Raw genomic sequence first — 15920 nt, forward strand, 5'->3', positions numbered from 1 at the left:
CGAGGTCAGACGTGGTCGATGCTCACCAATGTAGGCCGTATGCTCACACCCTACGCCCCGGTTCTTGCTCTGTCATTGCGCTTGTTGGTTGGCTGGAACGGCCGCCAGGCGGTCGTTTTGCCACAAAGTGCGACAATTTGGCCCGATATCGGGTTTTCCCTTAAAAAGTTATTGCGTCGCATCAACCCCGTGTGTATATTAGTACCTGTCTCCTCCATGTCTCCTCCTGATATGGATTCAGCCCGCTCCACATAGAGCGGGCTTTTTTTCGTCTGTACGTTCCCCGCATGGCTACTGATCCGGCCCTCACGGCCGGATTCATGGCCCCGCTCACGGCGGCGCCCTTTCTCCTACACTGGCTAATCATCCGTTGTGCCAACTAGCGAGAGGCGTCCGACATGAAAATCCACATTCGCGAGATCGATCACGTCGTCATCCGGGCGACGGACGTCGAAACCATGACGCGCTTTTATTGCGACGTGCTCGGCTGCAGCCTGGAAAAGGAACAGCGGGAACTGGGTCTGACGCAATTGCGCGCAGGGCGCTCGCTGATCGACCTGTTGCAGGTTGGCGGCAAGCTCGATCACGCCGAAAACGGCGCGCCGGGCGCGGGACGGAATATGGACCACGTGTGTTTGCGCGTCGAACCATTCGACGCCGACGCGCTCAAGACGCATCTAACCGGGCATGGCGCGCGGCTGGGCGAACAGGCGCTGCGCTATGGCGCAGACGGCTTCGGCCAGTCGCTATATCTGTTCGATCCGGAGGGCAACATGGTCGAACTCAAGGGGCCGCCGGAAGCGGCGCGGGTGACATCGCTTTAGGCGTCAGGCTGATGGCGGGACTGAACACCGCTTCGGCGCCAAAGCGAGTCGAATTGCGAGTCAGGCGCCAGCGCGATTCGCAAGCCGTCAGCCCTTACGCGTTGGCCGGCGCCTTCAACACCGCCCACTCGATCTTCACCGCATCGGCTTCGGCACTGCCGAGCCATGCTTCGCCGTCCTGCACCGTGCATTGCAGGCGCATCGTGCGTTCCGCCAGCGTGCCGAGCGCCGCCGCGACATCTTCGCCGAGGGTCCACACCGTTACGTTGCGCATGCGCTCCACCTTGTTGCGCACGCCCTGCCACCAGATGTCCGACGCGCGGCCGCCGTAGGCGATCACGATCACTTCGTTCGAGCGGCCGCTCGCCTTGGCGATGCGCCGTTCGTCCGGTTGGCCGACTTCGATCCACGTTTCGATCGCGCCGGTGAGATCTTTTTGCCACAGATCCGGTTCGTCGACATCCGACAAACCTTTGCAGAATTCGAGGCGTTCCTGCGCGAAGAGCGCGAACGCCGCCACGCGGACCATCATCCGCTCGTCGGTTTCCGAGGGGTGGCGGGCGATCGTCAGCGAATGGTCGGCGTAGTAGTGCCGGTCCATGTTGGCGATCTGCAGTTCCGCCTTGTAAATCGTCGATTTGAGTGCCATGCCGTTGCTAAACCAGGCGCTCGCTCCACCGGAGCGAACAGAAAAAGAATCGTCGACGACGCGTTGCCGTTTTCGGTGTTTGTTGTACATCGCATTTCTCCCGCGCCGTCAGCCGGCGGCCATGCCAACGGGAGAAGCATTTATCGCGCCACTGCCGGCTCGAAAGCCGTGCCGTAGACCCCGGCGGCGGCTTCGCGCAAGGCTTCCAGCACCACGGCCGCGGCAGGCGAGAGCAAATGCGACTGGCGCGTGATGATACCGAATGTATCCATCCTGCACGGTAAATCGATCGGCATACGCGTGAGCACACCGTACTGTTGGTATTGACGCGCCACTTCGTCGGGCAGAACGGCCAACATGTCGCTCTGGAGCAGCAAGCTCGAAATCGCGAGGAAATTGTTGGTGTTGACCACGTTTTGCGGCGGATTCAGGCCGATTTGCGAAAATATCAGATCGAAGCGATGACGCAGAACGCTGCCCGGCGGGTGTAAAACCCAGCTCGCGTTGACGATTCCCCGCAGCGTCAAACCTGTCTCATTTTCGAGTGGATGGCCAGGCCGAGCCACCACACAGAGCGGTTCGTCGGCGAGCGGCTCGTAGCGGACTTCGGCCTTGAACTGGTTCTGCCGCTCCAGCACCCGGCCGATCATGATGTCCAGTTCGCCTTCGGCGAGCCGCGGCAGCATCACGTCCGAGGTTTCCACCTCGGCCCAGATTTGCAACTGCGGATAGCGCTCCTTCACGCTGGCAATCGCGCGCGGCACCATCGTCGCGGCGGCGGCCGCAATCACGCCGATGCGCACCTGCCCCGCGAGGCCGGAGCGCAGCGCCGAGATTTCGTCGTGAGCGTGGCTCAGATTCGACAGCACCATGCGCGCGTGCCGGATCATCACCTCGCCGTACAAGGTCGCGTGCATGCCGTGTGGCGTGCGATCGAACAGGCTCACTTCCAGCATGTCCTCCAGCTCCTTGAGCAGGCGCGAGGCGGCTGGCTGCGTCATGCCGAGCACGTCGGCGGCCCGGCGCACGTTGCCCTCCTCCTCCATCGCCGCGAGCAGCAGCAACTGGCGCGTCTTGAGCCGCGCCCGGACGAACCAGTTCGAATAACTTCGCGTCATCGTTTGTCTCCCAATCTTGTTTTTCGCTGAGCGGCATGAAGCCCGTGTGACGGACGCTTCATCCGGCACCGCGTCAATCATGCCATACCGAAACTGATATCGGGATGGCTTAAAAAGGGATTGGAAAGTTATTGGCACGGCTCATACCATTCGTGGACTTTCCAAGCTTCCCACGTGGCGCCCTTCGATGAACCGCGATTCGCTCGTCCCGCTCGTTGCCAGTCCGTTTCGCCATTACATCAATGGCGGATGGGAGACGGGCGCGACCGCGGGCGTGTCGTTGAACCCGTCGGACCTCGACGAGCCGGTCGGCGAATACGTCCGCGCGGACGTGCGGCAGACCGATACGGCGATCGAAGCCGCGCACGCGGCGTTTCGCGACTGGTCGCTGGCGTCGGCGCAGCGACGCGCGGACGCGCTCGACGCGATCGGCACCGAGATGTTGGGCCGCCGCGACGAACTCGCCCGGCTGCTCGCGCGCGAAATCGGCAAGACCTTGCCCGAGGCGCAAACCGAAGCCACGCGCGCGGGGCAGATTTTCAAGCTGTTCGCCGCCGAAACGCTGCGTGCGTTTGCGGAGCCGCTGGCATCGGCGCGCGCGGGCGTCGAAATCGACGTGACGCGCGAACCGCTCGGCGTGGTCGGCATCGTCACACCGTGGAGCGCGCCGTTGGCGATCGCCGCGGCGAAGATCGGCGCCGCGCTCGCGCACGGCAACTGCGTCGTTTTCAAGCCGGCGGAGTCGGCGCCGGCTTGCGCGGCGGCGCTGGCTTCGATCATCGGCCGCGCGGGCTTGCCCGCGGGCGTGTTCAATCTGGTGATGGGCAGCGGCCGCCAGGTCGGCGCGCGGATCGTCGCACATCCGCTGGTGGCGGCAATCAGCTTCAGCGGCTCGACGGACACCGGCACGCGCGTGCTGCAGGCCGCGGCCGCCCGTCAGGTGCGTGTGCAACTGGAGATGGGCGGCAAGAATCCGTTCGTGGTGCTGGCCGATGCGGATCTCGACGGCGCGGTCGATGCCGCCTTGAGCGGCGCCTATAGCTCGACGGGTCAGCGCAGCACGGCGGCGGCCCGGCTGATCGTCGAGCGCGCGGTGTTCGAGCCGTTCGTCGACGCATTGCGCACGAAGCTCGCCAAACTCTCGGTCGATCACGCGTTGAAGCACGGCACGGACATCGGCCCGGTCGCCAACGCCGCGCAACTGGAGCGCAACCTGGACTACGTGCGCATCGGTCAGCAGGAAGGCGCCCAACTGGTGCGCGGCGGCCAGCAACTGGAGCGCGCGACGCGCGGCTACTTCTTCGAACCGGCGCTCTTCATCGGCGAGCCGGAACACCGCATCGCGCGCGAGGAGATTTTCGGGCCGCTCGCCGTCGTGCTGCGCGCGCACGACTACGACCACGCGCTGCATCTGGCGAACGACACCACCTACGGCTTGTGCGCCGGCATCTGCACACGCTCGCTCGAACGCGCGCGGCATTTCCGCCGCCACGTCCAGAGCGGCCTCGTCACGATCAATCTGCCGACCACGACCGTCGAGCACCACGCGCCCGGCGGCGGCCGCAAGGCGTCCGCCTACGGCGCCACCGACGCAGCGTTCTGGACGGCCGTGAAAACGGCCTATGTCGCGGGCTGATTGCGATGAATGTCACGCATGGCCTTCCCCACCGTGCCGTTTATCGCGCAGCCGCAATCCGATGCGCCGCGCATCCCAAGCTTCATTCGCGCCCCGGCTGACGCCGCCGCGCATGACCCTGCTGCACGCTAACGAAATCAATGCAGCTTTTCAACCTCAGGAGACACGCAATGACCAGCAAGCTTCGCCGTTTGACCCTCACCGCGATGGCCGCCGCCGCCCTCGCCGCTCCGTTCGCCATGCAACTTTCCGCGCACGCGGATCAGCCGCTCAAAGTCGGCTTTCTCGTGAAGATGCCGGAACAGGCGTGGTTCATCAACGAACAGAAAGCCGCAACCGCGCTCGGCCAGAAGGACGGTTTCTCGGTCGTCAACATCGGCACGCCGGATGGCGAAAAAGTGCTGGCCGCGATCGACAACCTCGGCGCACAAGGCGCGAAGGGCTTCGTGATCTGCGCGCCCGACGTACGCCTCGGACCGGCGATTCAGGCGCGCGCGAAGCGCTACAACATGAAGTTCGTCACCGTCGACGACCAACTGGTCGACTCCACCGGCAAGCCGCTCGCGAACGTGCCGCACCTCGGCATGTCGGCATTCAAGATCGGCAATCAGGTCGGCACGGCGATCTCGGAGGAAATGAAGCGCCGCGGCTGGAAGCCTGAAGAAGTCGGCGCGCTGCGCATCACGAACTACGAACTGCCGACCGCGAAGCTGCGCACCGACGGCGCGACGCAATCGCTGCTGGCTGGCGGCTTCAAGAAGGAAAACATTTTCGACGCCCCGCAGAAGACGACCGATGACGAAGGCGGCTTCAACGCGTCGTCGCCGGTGCTCGCACAGCATCCGAACATCAAGAAGTGGGTGATCTTCGCGCTCAACGAGGAAAGCGTGCTGGGCGGCGTGCGCGCGACCGAGCAACTGCATATTCCGGCGGCCGACGTGATCGGCGTCGGCATCAACGGCGCGGGCGAAGCGTTTGCCGAGTTCCAGAAGAAGGAACCGACGGGCTTCTACGGCACGATCGCCGTGAGCTCGACCAACCATGGCAAGGACAGCACGGAAAACCTCGTCGAGTGGATCAAGGACGGCAAGCAGCCGCCCGCCGACACGCAGACCACCGGCAAGCTGATGGTGCGCAGCAACTGGCAGGACGTGCGTAAGGAACTGGGCATCTAAGCCCGCTTCGAGTCCGCAGGTTCGGCGGGCCGGCTCCGCTCACGCGAGACCGGCCCGCGCAGTCGTCAGCACGGTAGTTGAGTTGTTCACCGCTTGAGGTTTTCCAATGACGTCCATACCCACCGAGTCTCCCGGCGACGCAGTCGCGCTGTCGGCGCAAGCGCCCTCGCCCGTCTCTGTCTTCGTCGATGACGCGCAACCGTATCTGCAACTCGACGGCATCACCGTGCGCTTTCCCGGCGTGCTCGCGCTCGACCAGGTGTCGCTCGAAGTGCGGCGCGGCGAAGTGCATGGTCTGATGGGCGAAAACGGCGCCGGCAAATCGACGCTGCTCAAGGTGCTGTCCGGCGTGAATCAGCCGGCGGCGGGCACGCTGTCGCTCGGCGGGGTCGTGCAGCAGTTCACCACGACGAAGGCAGCCATCGCGGCTGGCGTGGCGATCATCTACCAGGAACTGCACCTCGTGCCGGAGCTGACCGTCGCGGAAAACCTGATGCTCGGCGCGCTGCCCAATCGCTTCGGCGTACTGGACGAAAAGGCGCTGGTCGCGCGTGCGGTGCGTGAGCTGGAGCGGCTCGGCGAAAAGATCGATCCGTCGCAGCAGGTCAAGAATCTGTCGATCGGCCAGCGCCAGATGATCGAGATCGGCAAGGCGCTGATGCGCGACGCGCGCGTGATCGCTTTCGACGAACCGACCAGTTCGCTGTCGTCGCGCGAAACCACGCAGCTGTTCCGGATCATCCGTGCGCTCAGGGCCGAAGGCCGCGCGATCATCTACGTCACGCACCGGATGGAGGAAGTGTACGAGCTGTGCGACCGCGTCACGGTGTTTCGCGACGGCCGCCGCATCGACACGTTCGAAGCCGGCGCGGGACTCGATCGCGATCGCCTGATCAGCTGCATGGTGGGCCGCTCGATCGCCGACGTGTACGGCTATCGCTCGCGCGAACTCGGCGACGTGCAACTGCAGGTCCAGGATCTGATGGGACGCGGCTTGCGCGAACCGGCTTCGTTCGCGGCGCGCAAAGGCGAGATCGTCGGCTTTTTCGGGCTCGTCGGCGCGGGCCGGTCCGAGTTGATGAAGCTGATCTACGGCGCGGTCAAGCCGGCCGCCGGCGAAATCACGCTCAAGGGCAAGCGCGTGCGCTTCGCCTCGCCGCGCGACGCGGTGCGCGCGGGCATCGCGCTGTGCCCGGAAGATCGCAAACAGGAAGGCATCGTATCGATCGCCTCGGTGTCGGACAACGTCAACATCAGTTGCCGCCGCCATTTCAGCCGCTTTCACGTGCTCAACGGCCGCAAGGAAGCGCAGACCGCCAAAGAATTCATCGGCAAGCTCGCGATCAAGACGCGCAACGCCGAGACGCCGATCGGCACGCTGTCCGGCGGCAATCAACAGAAAGTGATTTTGTCGCGCTGGCTCGCCGAAGAGATCGACGTGTTCCTGATGGACGAACCCACGCGCGGCATCGACGTCGGTGCGCGCAGCGAGATTTACGGACTGTTGTACGGGCTCGCCGAAGCGGGCCGCACGGTCATCGTCGTGTCGAGCGATCTCGCCGAAGTGATCGGTGTCGCGGATCGCGTGATCGTGATGAAGGAAGGCTGCATCGTCGGCGACCTGCCGAAGGCGCAGGCCACGCCGGATGCGCTGATCAAGCTCGCGCTGCCGCGCTGACGCCCCGCTCCACCCACTCGACTCGAACCGAACAAGCCACTGAATCGCGCTTATTGAAACGGAACAGACATCATGCAGACACCCTCCACCGACTCCCCGACCCCAGCCGTCGCTTCCGCGGGCCTGAGCGCGCGCGCCGCGCGCACCTGGGACCTGATCAACAAGTCCGGCATCGTGATGGTGTTCATCATGCTGTTCGCGGTGCTGTCGTTCACCGTGCCGGACTTTCTCAGCTCGCGCAATATCCAGGGCTTGCTGCTCTCCGTCACGCTGATCGGCTCGATCTCCGTCACGATGATGTTCGTCCTCGCCCTCGGCGAGGTGGATCTGTCGGTGGCGTCGATCGTCGCGTTCGCGGGCGTGGCGGCATCCACGGTGATCACCGCGACGCATAGCGTGCTGCTGGGCGTCGCGGTCGGGGTGCTCGCGGGCGGCGCAGTCGGCCTGGTCAACGGCGTGCTGGTCGCGCGCTACAAGATCAACTCGCTGATCGTCACGCTCGCGATGATGGAGGTCGTGCGCGGCCTCGCGTTCATCACGTCGAACGGCGACGCCGTGATGATTTCCGAAGAGCGTTTCTTCGATCTCGGCGGCGGCTCGTTCCTCGGCATCTCGTTTCCGATCTGGAGCAATATCATCGGCTTCGTGCTGTTCGGCTTCCTGCTGAAGAAGACCGTGTTCGGCAAGAACGTGCTGGCCGTCGGCGGCAACAGCGAGGCCGCCGTGCTGGCCGGCCTGCCGGTGACGCGGATCAAGATCACCGTGTTCGTGCTGCAAGGCCTCGTGACGGGCTTCGCCGGCGTGATGCTGGCGTCGCGCATGAGTCTCGGCGATCCGAAAACGTCGGTCGGGCTCGAACTCGGCGTGATTTCGGCTTGCGTGCTGGGCGGCGTTTCCCTGACGGGCGGCGTCGCGACGATTTCCGGCGTGCTGGTCGGCGTGCTGATCATGGGTTCGGTGCAGGATGCGATGAGCCTGTTGAACGTGCCGACTTTTTACCAATACCTGATCCGCGGCGGGATTCTGCTGCTGGCGGTGCTGTTTGACCAGTTCCGCCGCAGCAAGCGCGTGCACTGACGCACGGGCGGCCGACGCCGTCGCGTCGATTCTAGAGTTGTTCCTGCGCTTTGCGAGAAGGCGTACTGCCGATGCGGATCGAGAATCCGCATCGGCCTTTTTCTGGCCTCTTTCTGGCTTGCTGAAAAGTACAGCGCACGCGCGTGGGCATAAAAAAGCCGGGCATTTCAATGCCCGGCCATTTTTACTCGCAGGTTTGCACTCTTCGGCTTGGAATCGCTCGAAGTTTTTTCAATTCGCGAGAAACCGCATTCCGCCATTTATTCCAGAATGGCGGCGCGCAGTTCGACGATCGGTTTATTGCTTGATAAATCGATCGTTTGCCCACAAACCTTGCGTATCGCTATTGCCGGAATTCACGAATTCGACATCGTGGCCGACCACGCGTACGACCCGGAAACTCGAGTCCTGCGGTGTCGACACGCACTGATATCCGGAGAAGAATTCCTGCATTTTTTGCTGTTCGCCGGCTCGTGCATGCAGGTCGGCGGCGTCGAGTTTATCCTTCGACAGACAACCATAGGCGTTGGCCTTGAACTGGATGGTTTGCTGCGGCTTGATCACGACGTCTTGCGCCTGAACAGTCGCGGCAGCCAAACCCGCAATGGCGAAAACAACGGCGATGCGCATTTTCATATGTTCCTCCGGTGCGGGTTGAATACTCAGGTTAGCTATGTATTTAACTTTAACGTTGAACCCGCAACTTGCACTTTAGAAGAACGTCAACGAACGACAAGCACATCTTGTGTGCGGTCGCAACAGTGGCGAATTGTCGCACCTGCTGTCGCAGCGACTTTGGCCCCGTGCAGTGGTCTAAACGGTGGGCAATAACACGGATAAATAAGAACCCGGCGGGGCGCAGTGCTTTAACAGTCAAGCTTTCGCCGCACGCATTCGCGTAAACGCGCAGCATCAATTAAGCGATTTAATACAATTAAATAGCGCACTTTGTGCATCGCACACAAAGTCGTTCGGCCGCGTCATTGAGAAATGCGAAATAACGGTGTGCATGCAGAAAATAAACAATGCCAGGCAATCGATCCGCGCGGCCACGGCCAAACCCACGCGACCTGCTGCGGGTGCACGCGGTCACTCGACGTGCTTGCCGGCGTTGAAGAACTCCGACTGGAACATGCACATGCGCAATGCATTGTGATACCGGCCATTGCCGAAAAATTCTTCGATCAGTTCCGCCTCGTGCCGGAAACCGCATTTTTCGTAGATATGAATCGCGGCGGTATTCGACTTGTCGACGATCAGATAGATCTTGCGCAAGTTCAGCACTGAAAACGCGTAGTCGATCGCGAGCTGCGTTGCGACGGTGGCGTAGCCGCGGCCTTGAGCGTGTGGGGCGATGATGATCTGGAATTCGCCGCGCCGGTGGATGTAATCCAGTTCGATCAATTCGACGACGCCGATCGTCTGGCCCACGTTGTCCACCGCGACGAAGCGTCGTTCGCGCAAATCGTGCACGTGCTGATCGTAAAGTTGGGATAGTTCGGAGAACGTCTCATACGGCTCCTCGAACCAGTAACGCATGATCTTCGCGTTGTTGTTCACTTCATGGACGAAGCGCAGATCGGTGCGTTCAAGTGGGCGCAACGTGAGTTCGCTGCTTCGTTCGGTCGTCATCGAATCCCCCTGAACCGTTAATTTGCGTGAGTCTGCGCGCGCGCCCGGCCGTGGCCCGCGCCGTTCCTGCACGGTCTGCCCGATACAGCTTTGCGTCTGCAAAAAGCGTGCGAAACGCACACAGAACCGCCAAGGCCGCCCACGCCGGGGAGGGCGGAAGCTTCGAATCGCCAAACGCTAGCTGCCGCCCGTTTCGGTACGGCGCGGCACGCACGGTGCTCTACAATGAAATTATGCTCCTGCGATCGGAGGCCACCGTGATCGAGCAATTGATATTGGGCGTATTCCTCGTCGTGCCGCTGCTCATCGTCGCGTTTCTTTTTTCGGACGAACTGTGGCAGGAACATCGTCACCTGCATGACATGCGGCCCGTGCGTCTGAGGCATCGGCGGATGGACTGGCGGCATCCGCTGCGCCGCACGCGAGACCGTCTCTGAAGCGCCGCAGCGCTTCTGTGTGCGGCAGGGCGCGCAACGCGCCCGCCATGTTGGAATGGCGGGCCGTTAAGTTTCGTGCGCCGGCTGTCGCCAACGCGTATCCGAAGGCCGAATGTAAGCGCCCGCGGGCGTATGTCCAGGGATGAAGCGTCGCCACCACGTGCCGCCGCCGCGCCATCGTGAATGTGTCAACAACCCGCCAAGTGCGGGTTTTTTATGCAACCCAATTTTTATCTCGCCCGGCGCGCTGCATCGCAAAGAAAAAAGCCTGCCGTTGCGGGCAGGCTTAAAAAGAGATCCACACTCGTTGCCTTGAGGCTACAAGGCAGATAACAGTCTAGTCGCGCCGCGCGCGCCGCTTGTTTCGGCCGCTATTACACTTGTTACGGCGCATGACCACGTGCCCCGGCGCCCGGCCTCAGTCGGCGCGCCAATGCGCGCGAATGCGCTTGGCGAGCGCCTCGAGCGTGTCCGCATCGGCGACATCGCGCGCATGCATGTTCAACGGCTGGCCTTCCCAGCGCGGGATCACGTGAAAATGCACGTGCCGCACGGTCTGTCCTGCCGCAGCGCCGTTGAATTGGCCGATAAACACGCCGTCGGGGTGCAAGGCCGCGCGAACGGCGATCGCGAGCTTCTGCGTCATGCGCATGCTCGCCACCAGCGACGCATCCGACAACTCGAAAATCTCTGCCACCGGCTCTTTCGGCACGACCAGCAGATGGCCGTCGGCTTGCGGCATCAAGTCCATGAACGCCAGCGCGGCATTGTTTTCGGCCACTTTGATGCAGGGCAGTTCACCACGCAGAATTCTTGCGAACGGATTGCTGTCGTCGTAGTTCATCGCGCTTCCTTTCCTGGTTGCAAGTTCGGATCGATATAAGGCAGGGCTGCCGACATTGTCTACTACATCTGTTACAGCGCACGCGCGGCACGCCTGATCGCCTGCGGCGGCTGGCCGTAAGCGCGTAGAAACGCGCGGCGCATGCGCTCGGTGTCGATAAAACCGGTGTCGGCGGCGACCGCTTCCATCGAATGACGGCCTGCTTCGAGCATCGCGCGCGCGGCTTCGACGCGCAACGACTCGATGGCCTTGGCCGGCGACTGCCGGGTTTCGTCGCGAAACGCCCGGCTGAACTGGCGCGGACTCAGGTGCGCGATGTCGGCCAGCTGCTCGACCGTCAACGGCTCGTGCAGATGGCTTTTCGCATACGAGAGTGCGTTCTGGATGCGGTCGGATTTCGGCTCGAGCTCCAGCATGGCCGAAAATTGTGACTGCCCACCGGTGCGCCGGTGATACACCACGAGTTTTTTCGCGATCGCGCGCGACACGTCCACGCCGAGATCGTTTTCGACCAGCGCGAGGCACAGGTCGATGCATGCCGTCATGCCCGCCGAAGTCCACACCGAACCGTCGACGATAAAAATGCGGTCGTCGTCGACCCTCGTCGCGGGAAAGCGTTCTTGCAGGGTGCGCGCGTGAACCCAGTGGGTGGTCGCGTGGCGGCCATCGAGAATGCCTGCCTCGGCCAGCGCGAAGGCGCCGGTGCAGATGCTGGCGGTGCGCCGCGACGCGACGAGCGCACGGTTCAGAAACGCCAGCATGCCCGGCGACGACGGCGCGATCTGCATCGCGCCCGTGACGATCACGGTGTCGTAGGCGGGATCGCCGAAGGCTCGCGTGGCGACCTCGACGCCGGACGAGCTACGCACCATCCCGCCGTGCTCGGAGATGGTCTCCACCTCGTACTCGGGTTGGCCGGCTTCCAGATTCGCCAGCTCGAATATCGCGACCGCGACCATATCCAGAATCTGGAAGCCGGGAAAAACCACCACGCCGATATGCTTCATCGCGATGTCCTGAAACGAGGTAAATACGACATTTGAGACAAAAGACTACGCGCCTAGACTTGTCTCGTCAACAGTGTCTTGCCGGCCGAAAGCGGGCGGCGGCGCAGGTTCACGGCTTGTCTCATTCAACGGATAGGGCAGCGGCGCGACGCGCCAGGCCCGCAAGGAGCGCTCCAAATGGCAACGCAAGCAGGCAAAGGCAGCAAAGGGACGGCACTGGTGACGGGGGCGTCGTCGGGCATCGGCGCGGTGTATGCGGATCGCCTCGCGCGGCGCGGCTACGACCTGATCCTCGTCGCACGCGACGGTCAACGGCTGAAGGGTCTCGCCGAGCATCTGACGCAGGAAACCGGACGCCACGTGGATACCGTCAGCGCCGATCTGACCGTGAAGGCCGACGTGCGGCGCATCGAGGAGCGGCTGCGCGCGGACCGCGCGATCACGATGCTGGTCAACAACGCGGGCGTCGGCGCGTCGGCCCCGTTGATCGACTCGGACATCGACGAACTCGAAAAGATGATCGACCTGAACGTGACCGCGCTCACGCGTCTGACCGCGGCGGCGGTGCCCGGCTTCATCGAGCGGGGTAACGGCGTGGTGATCAATATTTCGTCGATCGTGGCCTTGGCGCCGGAGCTTCTGAACGGGACGTACAGCGGCACCAAGGCCTATGTGCTGAACCTGACGCAATCGCTGCATCACGAAGTGGGCGACAAGGGCGTGAAGTTGCAGGCGGTGTTGCCGGGCGCGACCAGCACGGCGTTCTGGGACCGCGCGGGACTGGCCATCGAGAATCTGCCCGCGCAGATCGTGATGACCGCCGAGGACATGGTGGACGCCGCGCTTGCCGGTCTCGACCAGGGCGAACTGGTGACGATCCCGGCGCTGCCGGACGCGGCCGATTGGGACCGGTTGAACAGCGCTCGCCAGCAGTTGCAGCCGAATCTGTCGCACAAGCTGCCGGCGGAGCGTTATACGCGCGCCAAGGCCGCCGCCTGACGACGAATCGACTGGCGGCGCAGTTCACCGCCAGTCCGTCGCCACATCGTCGGGATCGGCCAGCGTCAATCCCGACGATGGCAACGGCAGCGCCGTCTTGTATCGCACCTGTTTGAGCGCAAAGCTCGAGCGGATATTGGAGATGCCCGGAATCTTCGTCAGATGATCGACGATGAACCGCTCGAGCGTCTGCATATCCGGCATCACCACGCGCAGCAGATAGTCGGCGTCGCCCGTCATCAGATAGCACTCCATCACCTCGGGCCGCTCCGAAATCGCCTGCTCGAAGCGCAGCAGCGCGTCTTCCACCTGTTTTTCCAGACTCACCTGAATGAACACGTTGATGCGCAGCCCGAGCGGCTCCGGGTTCAGCAACGTGACCTGCTGCTTGAACAGGCCCAGCTTTTCGAGCGCCCGCACGCGATTGAAGCAGGGTGCCGCGCCGCTATGTGACGCTCGGCACCGACGGCTTCGGCCGCAGCGACACGCGCCAGGCGTTGCGCGAATTCTTCGAAGTGGATCGCAAGGCTATCGTGTTGGCCGCGCTGCAGGCGCTCGCGGACGACGGCGCAATCGAGGCCCGTGTGCTGGATGCTGCGCGCAATAAGTATCGTGGTGATGCGCCGGCCGGCGCGGCGCCGTGGCAGTGCTGAGAAGGCCAATCAGCCGCTCACCGCCACCTGATTTTTCCCATCCCGCTTCGCGCGATACAGGCCGACATCGGCGGCTTCGATCAGCGTCGTCACCGGCTCGGCGGCCGACGGCACGAGCGTCGCCGCGCCGATGCTGATCGTCACGACGCCGCTTGCCGAGCCCGCATGCGGGATCGCCAGCGCCTCGATCGCGAGGCGGATTTTTTCGGCGAGCAGGCGCAAGCCGCCCGCCGACGTGCCCGGCACCACCACCGCGAACTCTTCGCCGCCAAAGCGCGCCGCGAGATCGGGTGAGCGCCCGAGACACGACTCGACGGTTTGCGCGACGCGCTTGAGCACTTCGTCGCCGGCGACGTGCCCATAGGTGTCGTTGTAGGCCTTGAAGTTATCCACATCGATCATGAGGAAGCCGAGGCCGGTCTTGTCACGCGTACCGCGGCGCCATTCGGCGGCCAGGTATTGATCGAGATAGCGGCGGTTCGACAGACCCGTCAGCCCGTCCGAATGCGTGAGCCGCTGCAATTCGAGGTTGGTCGCGAGCAACTGCTGTTGCGATTGACGCAGTGCCCGGTAAGCCTCGTCACGTTGCAGCAGGTTCAGATACGAGCGCGAGTGATAGCGGATGCGAGCGATCAGCTCGATGCGGTCCGGCAGCTTCACCAGATAATCGTTGGCACCGGCGGCAAAGGCCGCGCTTTTCACGAGCGGCTCTTCCTTGGTCGACAGCACGATGATCGGAATGTCGCGGGTCGCCGGATTCTGCCGGTATTGCCGCACCAGCGTGAGACCGTCGGTGCCCGGCATCACGAGATCCTGAAGGATCACGGTCGCGCGGGTTTCCTCCGCGCACTGCACCGCGTCTTCGGGCGACGCGCAATAGTGGAAGTCGACGCTCGCTTCGTCGGCCAGCGCCTGGCGAATCGCCTCGGCGATGATCGCCTGGTCGTCGACCAGCAACACCATGATCGGGCACTCCGCCGCGGGTGGATTGCCGAGGATGCGCGCCAACGCGTCATCGATGGCGAGGTTGGGCGCGTCCTCCGCGAGCGCCTGCGCATTCGCGTCGGGTTCTGCAAGGCCTCGCGCAGCGGCGTTCTGATGCGGTTCGGGAGTGTCCATGATGTTCAGCCAGAATGAATGTCAGTGAATCGGGCTCGTCGGTGGCCGGTGCGTTCTATTGCGCGCTCGCCGCAGCGGCGAGCGCGGCGGCAATCCGGGGCAGCGGCAGGATCGCAACGGCCGCGCCAAGCGCGGCGGCCGCTTTCGGCATGCCATACACGGCGCTGGTCGCTTCGTCCTGCGCGATCGTGTGATAGCCCTTGGTGCGCATCGCCTTGAGACCGATCGCGCCGTCGCGGCCCATGCCGGTCAGCAGCACGCCGATCGCACGCGCCGGCCAGCGCGCCACCACGCTGTGAAAAAACACATCGACGGAAGGGCGATACGGCGTTTCTTCCGGCACGCGCGTGTAGCCGAGTGCGTCGGGCAGTTTGAGATGCAGATGATCGTCGGTGCCAGCGAGCAGCGCGAGGCCCGCCTGCGGCCGGTCGCCTTCGCGTGCGATCCGCACCGGCAACGCCGATTGCTGGTTCAGCCAGTCCGCCATGCCGGCGGCGAACGCCGCGTCGACGTGCTGCACGATCACGACCGCCGCGTTGAAATCCTTCGGCAGCCCGGCGAGCAGCGTGGCGAGCGCGGCCGGTCCGCCCGCCGACGCGCCGATCGCCACCAGCGGCGTATCGCGATTCGTCACGCGTGCGATCCCCGCCGCGGCCGCCGCGCCGGGCGCGTGGCGCTCCTTGACGAGCGCGCCGATGCGATCGATCTTCGCGATCAGCGTGGCGATGCTCCGGTGCGCATCGGGACCGCTCAGCGACGGCGTATCGACGGCGTCGAGCGCGCCCGCGCCCATCGCCTCGTAGACGCGCCACGCGTTCGCGCCCACGTCGACGGTGACGATCAGGATCGCGCACGGCGCGCGCGCCATGATGCGGCGCGTGGCCTCGATCCCGTCGATGTTCGGCATCACCAGATCCATCAGCACGATATCGGGCCGCTGCGCGGCGCAGAAATCGACCGCCTGCTCGCCGTCCTGCGCGACCCACAGCACGTCGTAGTCGTGACGGGCGGCGAGGGCGCGCCGCAGCGCCTCGACGGCGAGCGGCATGTCGTTGACGATTCCGATCTTCAT

General features: G+C 63.8%; 15 protein-coding genes and 2 pseudogenes. 8 read left to right on the forward strand and 9 right to left on the reverse strand.

All coding sequences use genetic code 11. The annotated features are described in order from the left end of the window. Positions 1 to 398: 398 nt before the first annotated feature. On the forward strand, positions 399 to 824 hold the full coding sequence (locus B0G69_RS06375; RefSeq protein ID WP_121316133.1) for a VOC family protein: 426 nt from the start codon (positions 399 to 401) through the stop codon (positions 822 to 824). A gap of 94 nt (positions 825 to 918) precedes the next feature. Here B0G69_RS06375 and B0G69_RS06380 read toward each other — a convergent pair whose 3' ends face one another. Both B0G69_RS06380 and B0G69_RS06385 read right to left on the reverse strand, forming a co-directional pair. Then, positions 919 to 1473, reverse strand: coding sequence for a YaeQ family protein (locus tag B0G69_RS06380; RefSeq protein WP_121316134.1), 555 nt, complete (start codon positions 1471 to 1473; stop codon positions 919 to 921). A gap of 140 nt (positions 1474 to 1613) precedes the next feature. After that, a complete protein-coding gene (locus B0G69_RS06385; RefSeq protein ID WP_121316135.1) occupies positions 1614 to 2591 on the reverse strand; it encodes a LysR family transcriptional regulator in 978 nt (325 codons plus the stop codon). Positions 2592 to 2778: 187 nt separating this feature from the next. Between B0G69_RS06385 and B0G69_RS06390 the strand changes: the two genes are divergently transcribed. The 4 genes from B0G69_RS06390 (at position 2779) to araH (ending at position 8157) form a co-directional block, all read left to right on the forward strand. Further along, positions 2779 to 4227, forward strand: coding sequence for an aldehyde dehydrogenase family protein (locus B0G69_RS06390; RefSeq protein ID WP_121316136.1), 1449 nt, complete (start codon positions 2779 to 2781; stop codon positions 4225 to 4227). A gap of 170 nt (positions 4228 to 4397) precedes the next feature. Beyond that, the gene (locus B0G69_RS06395; protein ID WP_121316137.1) at positions 4398 to 5402 is read left to right on the forward strand and encodes an arabinose ABC transporter substrate-binding protein; all 1005 of its coding nucleotides are present in this window, start codon (positions 4398 to 4400) and stop codon (positions 5400 to 5402) included. A 106-nt stretch (positions 5403 to 5508) separates the two neighbouring features. After that, a complete protein-coding gene (gene araG, locus B0G69_RS06400) occupies positions 5509 to 7080 on the forward strand; it encodes an L-arabinose ABC transporter ATP-binding protein AraG (RefSeq protein ID WP_121316138.1) in 1572 nt (523 codons plus the stop codon). Between the two features lie 72 nt (positions 7081 to 7152). After that, entirely contained in the window at positions 7153 to 8157 is a 1005-nt protein-coding gene (araH, locus tag B0G69_RS06405; RefSeq protein WP_121316139.1) for an L-arabinose ABC transporter permease AraH, read from the forward strand. A 297-nt stretch (positions 8158 to 8454) separates the two neighbouring features. Here araH and B0G69_RS06410 read toward each other — a convergent pair whose 3' ends face one another. After that, complete coding sequence (locus tag B0G69_RS06410; RefSeq protein WP_121316140.1) at positions 8455 to 8793, reverse strand: hypothetical protein; 339 nt, start codon at positions 8791 to 8793, stop codon at positions 8455 to 8457. A 453-nt stretch (positions 8794 to 9246) separates the two neighbouring features. After that, positions 9247 to 9789: a spermidine N1-acetyltransferase gene (gene speG / locus B0G69_RS06415; RefSeq protein WP_121319142.1), complete on the reverse strand. Its 543-nt coding sequence runs from the start codon at positions 9787 to 9789 to the stop codon at positions 9247 to 9249. Between the two features lie 257 nt (positions 9790 to 10046). Here speG and B0G69_RS06420 point away from each other — a divergent pair, with 257 nt between their 5' ends. Beyond that, the gene (locus B0G69_RS06420; RefSeq protein WP_121319144.1) at positions 10047 to 10226 is read left to right on the forward strand and encodes a hypothetical protein; all 180 of its coding nucleotides are present in this window, start codon (positions 10047 to 10049) and stop codon (positions 10224 to 10226) included. A 418-nt stretch (positions 10227 to 10644) separates the two neighbouring features. Here the strand turns inward: B0G69_RS06420 and B0G69_RS06425 are convergent, their stop codons facing one another. Then, positions 10645 to 11070, reverse strand: coding sequence for an HIT family protein (locus B0G69_RS06425; protein WP_121316141.1), 426 nt, complete (start codon positions 11068 to 11070; stop codon positions 10645 to 10647). Positions 11071 to 11141: 71 nt separating this feature from the next. After that, on the reverse strand, positions 11142 to 12077 hold the full coding sequence (locus B0G69_RS06430) for a GlxA family transcriptional regulator (protein WP_121316142.1): 936 nt from the start codon (positions 12075 to 12077) through the stop codon (positions 11142 to 11144). A 177-nt stretch (positions 12078 to 12254) separates the two neighbouring features. Between B0G69_RS06430 and B0G69_RS06435 the strand changes: the two genes are divergently transcribed. Beyond that, positions 12255 to 13076, forward strand: a complete 822-nt coding sequence (locus B0G69_RS06435; protein ID WP_121316143.1) for an SDR family oxidoreductase — start codon at positions 12255 to 12257, stop codon at positions 13074 to 13076. Between the two features lie 24 nt (positions 13077 to 13100). On the opposite strand, the pseudogene B0G69_RS06440 reads toward B0G69_RS06435, so the two are convergent. Continuing rightward, positions 13101 to 13511 (reverse strand): annotated as a pseudogene (locus B0G69_RS06440) (Lrp/AsnC family transcriptional regulator); the annotation flags it as partial. On the opposite strand from B0G69_RS06440, the pseudogene B0G69_RS06445 reads away from it, so the two are divergent. Continuing rightward, positions 13511 to 13729: pseudogene (locus B0G69_RS06445) on the forward strand (hypothetical protein); the annotation flags it as partial. The pseudogenes B0G69_RS06440 and B0G69_RS06445 overlap by 1 nt on opposite strands. 9 nt (positions 13730 to 13738) lie before the next feature. Here the strand turns inward: B0G69_RS06445 and B0G69_RS06450 are convergent. Both B0G69_RS06450 and B0G69_RS06455 read right to left on the reverse strand, forming a co-directional pair. After that, positions 13739 to 14848: a diguanylate cyclase gene (locus B0G69_RS06450; RefSeq protein WP_121316144.1), complete on the reverse strand. Its 1110-nt coding sequence runs from the start codon at positions 14846 to 14848 to the stop codon at positions 13739 to 13741. Between the two features lie 55 nt (positions 14849 to 14903). Beyond that, complete coding sequence (locus tag B0G69_RS06455; RefSeq protein WP_121316145.1) at positions 14904 to 15920, reverse strand: chemotaxis response regulator protein-glutamate methylesterase; 1017 nt, start codon at positions 15918 to 15920, stop codon at positions 14904 to 14906.

The organism is Paraburkholderia sp. RAU2J, assembly GCF_003634845.1.
Taxonomy (GTDB): domain Bacteria; phylum Pseudomonadota; class Gammaproteobacteria; order Burkholderiales; family Burkholderiaceae; genus Paraburkholderia; species Paraburkholderia fynbosensis.